General features: G+C 62.4%; 10 protein-coding genes. 8 read left to right on the plus strand and 2 right to left on the minus strand.

Translation table 11 applies throughout. From position 1 onward, the window contains the following. The first annotated feature begins 44 nt into the window (after window positions 1-44). The 6 genes from J3R84_RS27200 (at window position 45) to J3R84_RS27225 (ending at window position 8279) form a co-directional block, all read left to right on the plus strand. Window positions 45-2315 carry a GumC family protein gene (locus J3R84_RS27200; protein ID WP_113567786.1) on the plus strand — a complete coding sequence of 757 codons (2271 nt, stop codon included), beginning with the start codon at window positions 45-47 and terminating at the stop codon, window positions 2313-2315. After that, window positions 2294-3232, plus strand: coding sequence for a glycosyltransferase family 2 protein (locus J3R84_RS27205; protein WP_225906406.1), 939 nt, complete (start codon window positions 2294-2296; stop codon window positions 3230-3232). Before J3R84_RS27200 ends, J3R84_RS27205 begins: the two co-directional genes overlap by 22 nt. Before the next feature lie 4 nt (window positions 3233-3236). Next, window positions 3237-4544, plus strand: coding sequence for a glycosyltransferase family 4 protein (locus tag J3R84_RS27210; protein ID WP_025428355.1), 1308 nt, complete (start codon window positions 3237-3239; stop codon window positions 4542-4544). A gap of 229 nt (window positions 4545-4773) precedes the next feature. Next, window positions 4774-5451, plus strand: a complete 678-nt coding sequence (locus J3R84_RS27215; RefSeq protein WP_025428354.1) for a sugar transferase — start codon at window positions 4774-4776, stop codon at window positions 5449-5451. A gap of 439 nt (window positions 5452-5890) precedes the next feature. Continuing rightward, window positions 5891-7411 (plus strand): oligosaccharide flippase family protein, encoded by a 1521-nt coding sequence (locus J3R84_RS27220; protein WP_203528790.1) that lies wholly within the window; start codon window positions 5891-5893, stop codon window positions 7409-7411. 46 nt (window positions 7412-7457) lie between these two features. After that, window positions 7458-8279 carry a methyltransferase, TIGR04325 family gene (locus J3R84_RS27225; protein ID WP_225968520.1) on the plus strand — a complete coding sequence of 274 codons (822 nt, stop codon included), beginning with the start codon at window positions 7458-7460 and terminating at the stop codon, window positions 8277-8279. Between the two features lie 32 nt (window positions 8280-8311). On the opposite strand, the gene J3R84_RS27230 is transcribed toward J3R84_RS27225, so the two are convergent. After that, window positions 8312-10036, minus strand: a complete 1725-nt coding sequence (locus J3R84_RS27230) for an FAD-dependent oxidoreductase (protein ID WP_025428351.1) — start codon at window positions 10034-10036, stop codon at window positions 8312-8314. Window positions 10037-10309: 273 nt separating this feature from the next. Here J3R84_RS27230 and J3R84_RS27235 point away from each other — a divergent pair, with 273 nt between their 5' ends. Together J3R84_RS27235 and J3R84_RS27240 are read left to right on the plus strand one after the other, a co-directional pair. Beyond that, on the plus strand, window positions 10310-11491 hold the full coding sequence (locus J3R84_RS27235; protein ID WP_025428350.1) for a DegT/DnrJ/EryC1/StrS family aminotransferase: 1182 nt from the start codon (window positions 10310-10312) through the stop codon (window positions 11489-11491). Then, window positions 11481-12281, plus strand: a complete 801-nt coding sequence (locus J3R84_RS27240; RefSeq protein WP_225906405.1) for a 4'-phosphopantetheinyl transferase family protein — start codon at window positions 11481-11483, stop codon at window positions 12279-12281. The genes J3R84_RS27235 and J3R84_RS27240 overlap by 11 nt, the downstream gene beginning before the upstream one ends. Here the strand turns inward: J3R84_RS27240 and J3R84_RS27245 are convergent. Continuing rightward, the gene (locus tag J3R84_RS27245) at window positions 12202-13788 is read right to left on the minus strand and encodes a glucosamine inositolphosphorylceramide transferase family protein (RefSeq protein WP_038577754.1); all 1587 of its coding nucleotides are present in this window, start codon (window positions 13786-13788) and stop codon (window positions 12202-12204) included. The two genes, J3R84_RS27240 and J3R84_RS27245, sit on opposite strands and share 80 nt — an antisense overlap. Window positions 13789-13803: the final 15 nt, after the last annotated feature.

Below are 13803 nucleotides of genomic sequence, written 5' to 3' on the forward strand. Positions count from 1 at the left end.
CGACAGATCGACTGTGGCGCAGCGTATTTTCATGGGGAACACCAATGGTCGTGCATGACATCTCAAAAATCGTGCTGGATGAGAACTTCGAGGCCAAGCGTTCATCTGGCCAGGAGAGCATATCCTTCCGCGATGTTTCCGACTTCCTGCGGCGGCACCTCATTCGCATTGGGATCTGTGGCGTGATCGGGCTGGCGCTCGGCGCCTTCTACATACTCAACACGGCACCGACCTTTACCGCGACCGTCCGCCTGGTGATCGATCCCGAGCAGGGTCGCATCGCCTCACAGGATGCCTCGACCGGAACGATCATCATCGAAGCAGCCGAAATCGCCAGCGAAGTCGAAATCGTCAAATCCGAGGCGATTGCCCGCGCCGTGATCGAACAGCTCGACTTGACCAATGATCCGGAAATTGTCGGCGGCGGCGTCTCGATCCGCGGCATGATCGGCTCGCTGTTCTCGTCGGGGGCCAAGAATTCCGACGATGATAAGGTCGACGACGAGTATCTGATGCGGCGCACGATGGCCGCCTTTCTCTCGCGCGTAACCGTGCGGCGCGTCGGCCAATCCTACGTGCTTGAGATCGGCTACTCTTCCACGGACCCGCGAAAGGCGGCCAAGACCGCCAACGCCATTGCTGGAGCCTATATCCGCACGGGCATGAACGAGAGATCGGACGCCGCGAGAAGCGGCGCCAAGTGGCTGGAAAGTCGCCTTATCGAAGTCGGCGCGCAGGCCCGCGCAGCCGCCATGACCGTGGAGGAGTTCCGCGCCAAGAACGACATCACAACGGTCGGCACCGCGTCGACGCTCGATCAGCAACAGCTTTCCGAACTCAGCAGCCAGATGCTGGCAGCGCGCGCCGCGACCGCAGCGGAATCGGCCAAGCTGATGACGCTGCAACAGCTCATGTCGAAAGATACGCTGGTCGCGACCGTCAACGACAGTCTCGACAACCCGCAGATCCAGAAGCTCAACGAAGAAATGCGCCTGGCATCCGCCAAGCTCGACAATCTCAAGACTCGATACGACCGCGGAAACCCCGCCATTGTCGCCGCCGAGGCAGATATTGCGCGGCTGGATGCCTCTCTTCGCAACGAATTCCTGCGCATCGAACAGTTCTACAAGTCGAATGTGGACATCGCCAAGACCCGGGAAAAGCTGCTGGAAAGCGAGCTGGCCAGCCTGACGGCGGCGGGTGCCGGCAAAAACGTTGCCCGCGTCGAACTCTCCGAGATGGAAAGCCGCGCGACCACCTACCGCAGCATGTACGAGGGCATTCTACAGCAGCTCATCGGCGCTTTGCAAAAGCAATCCTTCCCCCTCGGCAAGGCACGCATCGTGACGGCGGCAACGGCGCCGCTGGGCAAGACCTGGCCGAAACCTTCGACGATCATGCCGTTTTCGCTGATGTTCGGATTGGCAACCGGGTTGATGCTGTCGGTGCTGCGCGACGGTCTCGACCGGCGCGTCAGCTCCAGCGAGCGCCTTCGCGCCGAGCTCGGGATAACGTCGCTCGGCCACGTGCCGATGTTCAGAAGCAGCCCACGTCCCCATCAGCCTCCAATCGCCTCCACCATGCTGCCGCTTAGATCGGTCCTGGACATGCCCTATTCGCGCTTCTCCGAGGCACTGCGCGGCGTCAAGAATTCGGTCGATTCCGCCTTTCCTGCCAATGCGACGGCGGTGATCGGCGTGACCTCGGTCGGCCCCGGCGAGGGCAAGACCACGATCGCCGCCAACCTCGCCCAGCTCTACATGAACGAAGGGACCTCGGTCCTGCTCGTCGATGCGGATTTCGTCGGCTCGCGGCTCAGCCGCGTCACCACCGAGGACGGTGCGGGCTTCGGCATGGAGAGCCTGCGGATCCTGGGCATCGCCGGCCAATACTCCAGGCGCAGATCGGAGGCGCCTCAGCACGTCGAGGAATTCGACGGCAAGGCCGTTCGCTGCGTGCCGGTTCTGACCGTCGACCAGACACGCAAGGCAGCCGTCGCGCATCAGCGCTACGGCCACCTGCCGGCGCTGAAATCCGAGCTCGAGCTTTTGAGACAGCGCTACAAGGTGATCATCGTCGACATGTCCGGCTTCGAGGATTCGGCCGATACGCGCGTGATCTGTACCTATCTCGACGGCATCGTCGTGGTTCTCGGACAATCCGACAAGATGACCGTCGAACGGTTGGGCGAGGCCTTGGCAACATTCGGCAAATCACGCGTCGCGTTGCTCGGCGTCATTTCAAACAGAAGCGACGGCCCTCGCCGTACCAACATCCGCTGGGACCGAAAACAATGGCGCAAGTTCAGAAAATGATGCAGGCGACAAAGGATTACGCCGAAGATCGTCCGGTCACGGTTGCCATCGGCATACCGAGCTGCGGGCGCAGGGACATTCTCTCCGCCGTCCTGCCCCTGATCGCCCGGCAGACCCGCCAACCGGACGAGATTTACGTTTGCCTCACCTCGCCCGAGGATATGGACCCTTGCTGCACCGAAGGGCTTGCGGTCCGCGTCATCGTCATCATCTCCGAGCGCGGCAGCTGTCGACAGCGAAATCGCATCCTCGCCGCCGCCAAGTCGGATGTTATCCTCTTTCTGGACGACGATTTCCTGATGGCGCCATCCTACGTCGAGGAAGTCGAGCGCCTGTTTTCCGAGAACGACGACATTGTCGTCGCCACCGGCACGCTGGTTGCCGATGGCATCATCGGGCCGGGCATTTCGGTCGACGGTGGCTTGGAGTTGATCGAGGCGGACGAACGTCTGCCAAAGTCGACGCAAGCCTTCAGGCCGATCTACAACGCCTATGGCTGCAACATGGCGGTTCGAACCGGCCCTGTTCGCGAAGCTGACCTCGCCTTCGACGAGAACCTGCCGCTTTACGGTTGGCTTGAGGACGTCGACTTCAGCCGGATGGCCGCCGACCTTGGCCGCGTGGTGCAATCCGGCAATCTCGTCGGCGTTCACCTCGGAACCAAAAAGGCGCGCACGCCAGGCATCAAGTTCGGCTATTCGCAGATCGCCAATCCGATCTACCTGATCCGCAAGGACACGATGAGCATTCGGCATGCCGGCGTGCAGATCCTGCGCAATCTGGTGGCGAATTTGGTCAAGGTCTGGAACCCGGAGCCCTGGGTCGATCGAAAAGGTCGCCTGCGCGGCAATGCCCGCGCATTCCTGGACCTGCTGACCGGCCGGCTGGCGCCGCGAAACGTCGAAAGGCTCGAATAAGACCATGACGGCCCTCTCACCCGACCGCGTCGTCGTCATCAACGATCGTTCCATCAGGGTTGGCGGCGCCACGAACCTCGCCATACTCTCGGCCGAGTTGCTGCAACGGCGCGACATACCGGTGACCTTCTTTGCCGGGGACAGCGCGCCCGTCGACCGACCGGCCGCCGATACGATCAATCTGGACGCAGTTCCCTTGCTGGAGCGACAAAGGAGCGATGCACTGCGGCTCGGTCTTTACGATCCGATCGTCTACGAGGCCCTCAACGGGTTGATTGCCAGCCGCGACACCCCGTCGACGATCTACCACGTTCATGGCTGGTCGAAGATCCTGTCGCCGGCGATCTTTCGTGCGCTCGCGCCGGTACGCGACCGTGTGGTCCTTCACGCTCACGATTATTTCCTCGCCTGCCCCAATGGCGGTTTCGTCAACTTCCGGACCAATCGTGTCTGTGAGCTGAAGCCGATGTCCGGCCGCTGCCTGACGACGCAGTGCGATAAGCGCGGCCTGCATGAGAAGGCCTGGCGCTCGGCGCGACATATGCTGCGCGAGCACTTCTTCCCGACCAAACGAGCGGCCGCAAACATCATCGTCGTGCATGAGAGGATGCGAGCCTATTTCGACCGTGCCGGCATGAACGGCACGCAAGTGGAAACGGTCCGCAATCCCGTCCTTCCCTTCGTCGGTCCCGGGCTTCAGCCATGGACCAACCGCAACTTCGTATTCGTCGGTCGGCTCGAACCCGAAAAGGGTTTCGAGGACGCCGCCAGGGCGGCGAGCCTTGCCAAGGTGCCGCTGCATTTCATCGGTGATGGTGCCGGTCGCGCACTCATCGAGAAAACCTATCCAGAGGCGACCGTTCACGGTTGGAAAACCAGGGACGAAATGCGCGATATCATCCGCAGCGCTCGTGCTGTCGTCGTTTCGTCGCGTGTGCCGGAACCGTTCGGGCTGGCGGCCCTCGAAGCCATCGCCAGCGGCATACCGGTCATCCTGACCGATGCGGCGTTGCTCGCCGACGAGATCGCAGCCCTCGGCTGCGGCGTCAAATTCCGCATCGCCGACATCGAGGATCTTGCCGCTGCGATGCGCTCCCTTGCCACCGACGACGCACTGATCCGGCAAATGAGCGAGAACTGTTTCAGGCAGGCAGCCACGCTCGCCCATACGCCCGAAACCTGGGCGGACGCATTGGTCGATCTCTACGGTCGCGTGCTGCATCGTGCCTACCGGACCACGATCGATCTCCGGCAGCATCGACTGACAAAGACAGTGACGCTCGATGATTTGCGCAGTGGAGATGCCTTATGAAACGGTTTCGGTCAGTGGGCGGAGTACTCTTGCGGCAAAGGCTGCGACCGCTTGGCGAAGCCCCGAGCCGTTCTGCCACCTCCCGACTAGGAGGTTTACGCAACGTTTCTGTATTCCTGCCCGGCGTGTACCTCCATTGGACTAGGTCCTGCCCATCAGGGTCGATTGTAAATTAAGGCGCCCGCTGGCAGCCTGTTAAGGGCGAACGGTGTTTGGAGGGGTGAGAGATATGCTGTCCGTTTCTGATGGCGTTGCACGACAGAGGCATACCGCGCGCGGGACCATCGCAACACGGCGCGCTAGCAGATCCAAGCGTCTGATCGACGTGACCGTCTCCATCCTGGCGCTGATCTTCCTTGCGCCGGCCCTGGCGCTGATTGCAATCGCGCTAATGATCGTCGACGGACGCCCCATCCTTTTCCGGCAGGCCCGTGTCGGCGCGCAGGGAGAGATGTTCGAATGTCTCAAGTTCAGATCCATGCGCCTCGATGCCGCGGAACGGCTTGCGGAACTGCTGGCCTCCGACCCCGAGCGAAACAGGGAGTGGATGGAGAAGCGCAAACTCGTCGGCGACCCGCGTGTCCATTGGCTCGGCAAGATCTTGCGGATGACCTGCCTCGACGAACTGCCGCAGTTCTATAACGTGCTGCGTGGGGATATGAGCCTTGTCGGCCCTCGCCCGATTTCACCTGAGGAAACCGAGAAATACGGGCAGAACCTGCATTACTACACGGGACTGAAGCCCGGTATCACCGGCATGTGGCAGGTGAAAAGACGGCCGGATACAACCTACGACGAGCGGGTCCAATTCGACATCGAGTACTATCAGTCCCGATCGATCTACCTCGACATCGTGATCATCGTAAAGACGGTAGGTGTCGTCCTCTTTGCAACAAACGAGACCTGAGGGGCGTTCACCAGATGAAAAAGAACACGGCCGCCCAAAAGACAAGGCACAGCACGACCACGGACCAGCGAATGGCCAGCTTCGTGTTCCATGCAGGCCGATTGGTCATGGCGCCCTCTTTGTCCAACGACATCCGTCTCAACATCTGCTGCGAGCTCCCCTCTCCCGCTTGCGTCGCCGCTCTCTCCCTAGCCGCAATAGGCCACGGAATTCAGGCGAACTGCGGGCGCCACCGTTCACGCCATCGCCCACTCTGTCGTTCAAAACGGGCTATACCCGAATCAGAGCGACACCGCACACCATACCTTAGGAGTTGCGAATTTTCAGCAAAACGGGGAAATTTCGCAAAAGTCGATACGCAACGCGCGCCACAAGCGGTTGAGCCCGACCCGTTACCACCCTTCCGCCAGCGCCATTTCTTCCCAGTCGTGGTGCAATGATGCCCCGCTGGATCGAGACGGCAATCCTCCCGCTACGACGCCTGTTGCCAGGCTCCCCGCGCGCCTTGCGCCTGCCCGACCTGATCGGCGACGGCTTTGCCGCCCTTTGCGCCAAAGTCATCTCGCAGGCTGCCCAGCTGTCGATTTTCATCGTTGCGGCACATGTTCTGGCGGCGGCCGAGTTCGGCTTCTTTGCGTTCGCATCCTCCTTCGCCATCTTCGTTCTCGTCGTCGCCGAGGGTGGATGGGGCGAGTTCATCATGAAAGGCGGCGCCGATAAGACGGATATCGATCAGCTTGCGACCCTGTCGATGCTGTCCGGGCTTATCGCCACGATCCTGGGCCTGTGTACCGCTGCAACCATGTTCATGCTGGGTCACGGCTGGAATGCACTGCTGGTCGCCCTTTTCAGCTCCTGGTATCTGCCGGCATCGCTGTCGACAGTTTACGACGGCATTCTCATCTCTCAAGGTCGATTGCGCGGCCAATCCATCATCAGGATCGCTGCCGAGATCATCGGGCTACTCGTGGCGATCGGCGGGCTTTCCTTGCAGTGGAACATCGTTGCGCTCATCTGCGGACGGTTGGCGCAGCAACTGACGATCCTGGCCGCGTCGATGATCCTGGTGCGATGGCTGCCGCGTCTGCGCCTGCGCCGCTCATACGCCGTGCAGGTGTTGGAATTCTCACGCCATATCGTCGCTAACCGGCTCGTGGTGTTCTTTCGCTCCTACGCCGGCACGCTGGTGGTGGGCAGCTTCCTCGGCCTGGCCGAAGCGGGCTACTACCGCGCGGCGGAACGGATCGTCGCCGCCTTCTCCGAGCTCATGGGCGAGCCCGCCCGGATGCTTGCCTGGATCCTCTTCGGCCGCGTGGCGGGCAAGGACAAGGGCAATGTCGACCGGACCGCGATCGGGGCGACAGCCACCACCTTCATGACCGTACTGATGGCCATCTCGACGCCGATCTATCTCGGTCTCGCACTGATCTCGGCAGAATTGATCGACGTCGTCTTGGGTGAGAAATGGGCGCCGGCGGCGATCCTCGTCGCAATCCTCGCCGCGAAACAGACGCTTCTGATCCCCGGCTATGTGACCGAACCGCTGCTTTCACTGAGCGGCAAAATTCATCGGATGCCGAGGGCCGTCATGTTGAATGGGGCGATCTCCGTCGGCTTGATCATTCTCCTAACCCCGTTCGGCGCGGTTGCGACGGCGCTGGGACAATGCGTTGCCGCGGTGTTCTCGTTCAACATATCCATGCGGCTTCAATCACGCGAGGGCGAACTTGCCTGGAACCGCGTCCTTCGCGACTGCGGCCTGGTGGCGATCGCCGTCTGCGCCATGGCGGCCGCCGTCTTTCTGTTCGGCCGGATAGCCGAAGCGTCGTCGCTGAAGCAGATGTCGACGATCGCGCTGCAGGTGGTTGCCGGCGCGGCGATCTATGTCGCAGCACTCGCCGTGCTGCAGCGATGGAGCGACGCCCTGCGGCCGATCTTCGCCTTCGGCCGCCACGGATGAGAAACCGACGGAACGACGCAGGCGCGACAACCAGGGGAGACGCACCGTGCTGACCAGCGATATCAGGAACACAGCTTACCCGCTTCTGCGCAGCGCGATGCGTAGCCTCAATCGCTCCCTGACACCGCTGAAGGTGGCCGGTGGACGCCTGCGATATCTCTCGCCTTTTCCGCAGCGTTTCACCGGCGCCTACGCGTCGTTCGAAGACGCCATCGCTGCCGCCCGCTCCAACGGGCTTGCCGGCTACGATCATGAGGAGATCGCCCAGGTCGCCTTCGAGAAGATGTGCAAGGTCGCCCCCTGGGACTATCCGGTGCTTTTCTGGATGCGGCAGGTCATCGACGAGATCGATGGTCTCGTCGATGCCGGCGGCCACATGGGCACCAAATACCGGGCGTTTCGCGACCTACTCTCGCTCGACAGATCCTTCCGATGGGTGGTCTACGACCTGCCGGCAATCGTGCAGGTCGGCCGACGCAGGGCCGAACAGGACAAGCTCGACAATCTGCATTTCGTCGATCGGATCGTCGATGCCGGCCCTGTGCCGTTGTTCCTCGGCTCAGGCCTTCTGCAATATCTCGATATCCAGTTGTCCGATCTGCTGGGGCGGATGCCCGCCCTGCCCCGCCACCTCCTGCTCAACAAGGTGGCCCTGAGAAAAGGCGGCGCCGTTGTAACGCTGGAGCGCATCGGCACGGCCATCGTGCCTTACCAGATGCGGAACGAAGAGGTGTTCCGCAGCGACATCGAGAGACTCGGCTACCGCCTCGTCGACCGCTGGTCCATCCCGTCGCTCTCACATGTGATCGAAACACATCCCGAGCTGGGGCCGAGCGAAAGCGCCGGTTTCTATTTCCGCCTGCAATGACGACCAAGGGCCCGTAGGCGAAGGGATAGGCATCAAATTCCCGGTACGGCGACCGTTTCCTCCGCAACCGCACGAGACGTCACCGTCGCTGCCGGGCGTCTTTCCAGCCGCATCTTCAGATGATCGGCAAGACGCATCGCCAGGCCAAGCGTCATCAAGGTCGGATTGGCGTGGCCGGGCGTCGGAAAGATCGAGCTGCCGGCGACAAAGAGCCCGTCCACTCCATGCACCATGGAATTCGCATCGACGACACTGGTGGTCGGATCGCTCCCCATGCGCGTCGTGCAGGACGGATGCGCCATGTCGGTGAACGCCGCCTTCCCATCGTCGTCCTCGGCTATCCAGTCGACCAGACGCGGCTGTGGAAGGCCATTGCGCACGAATTCGGAGGCCAGTGACCGCGCGAGCCGCTTGACGCTCTCAACCTCTGTTGGGCCGATTTTCCAGTCGACGCGCGGTATCGGCACGCCGAACTCGTCCCGTTGATCAGACAGGGTGACGCGGCTCTCCGCGTCGAGTTTCTGCTCGACCATGACATCGAAGCGCAGCGCGTCGGACCGGTGCATCATTCCCCGCTTCTGCACCTTCCGGCGGAAGGTACCTGCTGCCAGGAAGGCAGGCGACCGCGCGACAACAGCAAGATCACTCGCAAGTCGCGTGCGGTCGCCCCGCATCAGTCGCTTCAGCGCCGCCCAGGGATCACGAGCCGAATGAATCTGCACGGGATAGGCCGCACAGTTGACGAGCTCTTCGCGTCTCTGCACAGCGGGACTGAGGCGCAGACCGTGGAGATAGAACCGGGTCGCCCCCTTATCGGACAGGCCGTAGAAATTGAAGTGCCGGGCCACGGCGTTGATATCCCGCCGTTCGAACTGCAGAAGCGTCGAGCGGGGGTGGTCGGCGAGGTAGCGCCCGACGACACCTCTGCCATTGCCGACACCGCTCGACATCACCGATGTCGAAGCCAAAAGCAGGCGGGCGTTCTCGATGCCGCCGGCACACAGAACGACGGTCTCGGGCCGTACACTTGCGGAAGCTCCGTCAAGGCTCCGCAGATCGAGCGATGCGACGCGACGGCCACTCTCGTCAAGATGGATCGCCGTGACCGTGGCATGCGTCAGGATCTCGATGTTCGCCGCCACCAGCTCGGCAGCCACATTGGCAAATCGCATGGGCTCGCCGTGCCGATCACGCTCATGGCTGAACTGCCAGAAGAACGGGCGAAGGAGATCGCGGTCGAAACCGAGTTCGTCCGGCGGCGAGTGCAGCCGGCCAAAGAGCCTCTCGTCATAGAGATTGGGTCCGAGATTGAGCAGGCGCGCCGCGCGATCAAGCCCCGGCGCCAGGCTTTCGCGCGTCATCGGCCAACCGGAGACCGGCAGCCAGGGCCGGCGCTCCAGGTCGATTTCGTCGAAGCTCGCGCATTTGCCGATCCAGGTATGCGTGCTGCCGCCGAGCACCCGGTTGCGCAGCTCGAAAGGGGGGATGTCATTCAGCCATTCGAGGCTGCCGTTATAGCCGCGGCCGGGACTTTCGACGCCGTCTCGGACGACGGGTTCGCCGACATTGACGACGGCATTCAACGTCTGCTGGGCGGCCTCGAAGTCGGCGCCACCGCTTTCGATGATCAGTACCCGGCAGCGGCTGTTGGCGAATTCCCGGGCGATCGTCAGCCCGACGGGACCACCGCCGATGATTGCCACATCCGGACGAAACTCGGTGCCTGAGGGCGCTGATCGGAGATCGCGGATCGGCATGAAAAGAACTCCCACGTGCTACATACAGGTCGTAGCACCAGCGCTATCGCGCCGAAATCTCCCAATATGCATAGGGGAGTAGGGTAACTACTGATTTCGGCTAGTTGGAGCCTGCACACTTTGCTCAGGCTCTGGCCGGAAGTCCATTTTGAAACGATATCGCGACACGACTAGGCTTGATCATTGGGGCCGGTACCCCGCAGGCGATTTGTCTTCATCCCTGGACGCCGATGGTCGGCGCACACGGAGCCGGCGAGGATCGGAGGGTGCGGTATGGCGCGTGTAGGTATCAGGGAATGGCTGGCTCTCGCTCCGGTCTTTGCGTCAGGGGAGCTTGCCCGCTTCGGCGGCGACGGCAACGGGCCGCTCACGCGCTTCGAGGCGGATTTCTCGGCCAAGTTCGGCACAGGCCATGTGCTGACCGTCAGCAGCGGCACGGGCGCGTTGATCGCCGCTCTGGCTGCTGCCGGCATCGGCCCGGGCGACGAGGTGCTGGTGCCCGCCTATACCTGGATTGCCACGGCCGGCGCCGCACTGGCCGTCGGCGCCGTCCCCATTATCGTCGAGATCGACGAGACATTGACAATGGACCCGGCAGATATCCTGCGAAAGATCACGCCCCACACGCGCGCCATCGTCCCCGTGCACATGGCCAACATGGTGTGCGACATGGACAGCATCATGCAGATTGCCCGCCAGCACGGGCTCGTTGTCATCGAGGATGCCTGCCAGGCGGTCGGGCTGACCTACAAGGGTGTGCGGGTGGGCACGATCGGTGATGCCGGGGCCTTCAGCTTCAACCAGTTCAAGAACATGAACATCGGCGAAGGCGGGGCCGTCGTCACCGACGACGACCGGCTCTTCGCCAGGGCGCGCATGTATCACGATATCGGCGCGCTGTTTCGCGGCCACCTCGACAATGCCAACGAGCCGCCCATGCTCGGCATCAATCTCAAGGCCAGCCAGATCCAGGGTGCCATGCTGAACGTCCAGTTGAAGAAGCTGGATCCGATGATCCGCCGCATGCGCCGCCGCTACGATGCGATTGCCGAGATCCTGTCGGCCAGCAATGCGATGCGCATCGGCCCGCACAACGACCGGGACCATGCTGCCGGCCTGCACGTGATCTTCGATACCGCCGAGGAGGCGCGGGCCTTTGCTGCCGAAAACAAGCGCGGCGTCTATCGGCCCTACGATTCCAGCCGGCACGTCTACAGCAACTGGTTGCCGGTGCTGGACCAACGCACGGCAAATCCGAAGATGAACCCCTATGCCTGGGCGTCCCGCAAGATCGAGTACTCGCCGGATATGTGCCCGCGGTCGCTCGATATCCTGAAGAGGACCTGCCGTATCGGGCTCGGCGAGAACTATCCCTTGCCGCTCATGACCTATTTCGCCCGACGCATGGTGCGCCAGCGACCCGCTTCGAAGGGGAGCCTCGTCTATGCGACCTAGCTTGGATCGGATCGGTCCCAACTTCATCGACATCTGGCGCTGGAGCCTTGATCCGGCCCCGTGTGAAATTGACCGCTTGTTCCCAATGCTGAGCGGTGAGGAGAAGGCGCGAGCCTCCCGTTTCGTCTATCCGGAACATCGCCAACACTTCATAGCCGGCCGTGCCGGCTTGCGCCTCGTGCTCGGCCACTACCTCCACCTGCCGCCGCACCGCATCGGTCTGACCTACAACGTCTTCGGCAAGCCGCGCATCGCCGGCGCATCGGAGTTGCTGCATTTCAATCTCAGCCACAGCGCCGATGTGGCTATGCTGGCGGTCTCCGACCATTACCCCGTTGGCATCGACGTCGAAGCAATCAAGCCGCTGAAAGAGGATATTGCCGGACATTTCTTTTCGAAGCGCGAGTGCGCGGCTCTCGCGGCCTTTGCCGGCGACGACTATCTCAACGCGTTCTATCGCTGCTGGACGCGCAAGGAGGCTTTCGTGAAGGCTCATGGCGCCGGGCTGTCGCTGCCGCTGGACTCATTCGACGTCACCGTCGACGCAGCCTCCCGTCCAAGGCTCGAATCCCTTGATGGTGACAGAGATGCGCCGCTGAACTGGAGCCTCTTCGACCTCGCGAGCCCGCCTGGTTTCGCTGGCACCCTGGCAGCGCTCACCCTCGGCAATGCCGTCCATCTTCGCTATAGCGATCACAATGTCCTGGCGCTCAAAGCGTCAGTCGCGCATCCAGCACATACCGATCCCCGGCAGCGTCAAAATGGTGGCAGCCGAGCAATCCCGGTTTGAAATCGGGCTTGATCGTTCTGATGCACCGCTCCCGGTAGTTCTCCAGGTCCAATTGCTCGATTTCCATGATATTCAGCCCGTAGCCGTAGATGCCGTGCGCATTGTGCTGCGATGGGCGGAAGACACGGCCCTCGCGCGCAAAGATCCGGCCGGCATTGCGGGCAAACGTGCTGCCGAGCACCACCGGATTGCGCTTGTGCGGCGTGATGCGCGCCAGCCCCGGCCCATCGACTTCAAAGATGTGAAGCTCGCTGCAGTGATCCTCATAGGCGTGGAACTCGGAGAGGTTCGTAAACAGCCACCACCGCCCGTCATGGCGCGTCAGCACGCTGTCGGCGGCAGACATGCCATTGAGCGCGGTCGCATGCAGCTCCCACTTCAGCGGAAACTCGACGCAGCGCCAGATCTCGATGCGCCTGGACTGATGCGTCTCTGGCATCATGAAGATGTCGTCGCCGTCGCGGAAGACGAACGGGTAGGACAGGTGGTAGTCGCAGTTCAGCGCGACACCCACCGGCTCAAGCCGATCGCCGTCAAAGCGGCCGACCGCGATATGCGCCTTGCGGTCGCCATCGGCATAGGCCTCGTAGAACAGGTAGCACTCGCCTTCATGCTGAAGCAGAAACGGATCCGCCTTGATGTCCGTCGATGTCGGCGGGATTTCGACGGAAACGCCTGGCTCGAAATCGTCGATGCGGCCGCTGCCGGTAAAGAGCGTCCAGACGGCCGAGCCCGTGCCGGCCTTGTGCTGCACGGCCTTTTTCGCGCGCGCGACGAGCTGGCCGCTGAGGATGCCGAGATACCGGCCCAACTCGTCAATCGAGGGCGGCGCGGATTGCCGGCGCGCCGGCAGCGGCGTGGTGATGAGCTCGCCGGTATCGGCCAGTCGCGACAGTTCGCGCAGCAGCAGGGTGGCGGCGCGCTCCTTGATGAAGTTGATGTTCCTGACCGCGCTGAACTTGATGTTGAAGGAGGACGAGGCGATGGCAACCGAGGAAGCGGAAGCCCCGAGCCGAACGTAGAGCGCCAGATCCACGGCCGGCGCGCCGCTGGCCACTTCGAGATAGCTGAACCATTCGCCCGCCCCCGACTTCTGGTCGGAGAACGAGAGCGCCCATTCGCCATAGGGCAGCTCGCGCACGGCGTCGTCGGGCAGACCGTTCGGCGTCATGCGGACCACCAGATCGAGACCAAGCTCGGCCACCTGCGCCTGGACGGCCCCAGGCTGCGTCGATGCCAATGGCACGATCCGCTGTTTGTGCGCATCGAAGTTGCAGGGGTTATAAGCCGCCTGGCGGCCGAACGCCGCCTGCTCGAGCCGATGGGCGAGCTTGAAGAAGATGGAACTCCTGCCGACCCCATAGGGTGCCGGATGAACGAGCAAGGCGGTCAGGGCGTATCGCGGATCGGCCACGATCCGATCGAAGACCATCAGTTGCCAATTCTCGAAGTGCTCGTTCTGTTCGACCAGGACGGCGATGCGCAATGGTAGGCTTGTGACACGCATGGATGTTGCCTTCGC

Origin of the sequence: Ensifer canadensis (genome assembly GCF_017488845.2) — a bacterium.
Classification (GTDB): domain Bacteria; phylum Pseudomonadota; class Alphaproteobacteria; order Rhizobiales; family Rhizobiaceae; genus Ensifer; species Ensifer canadensis.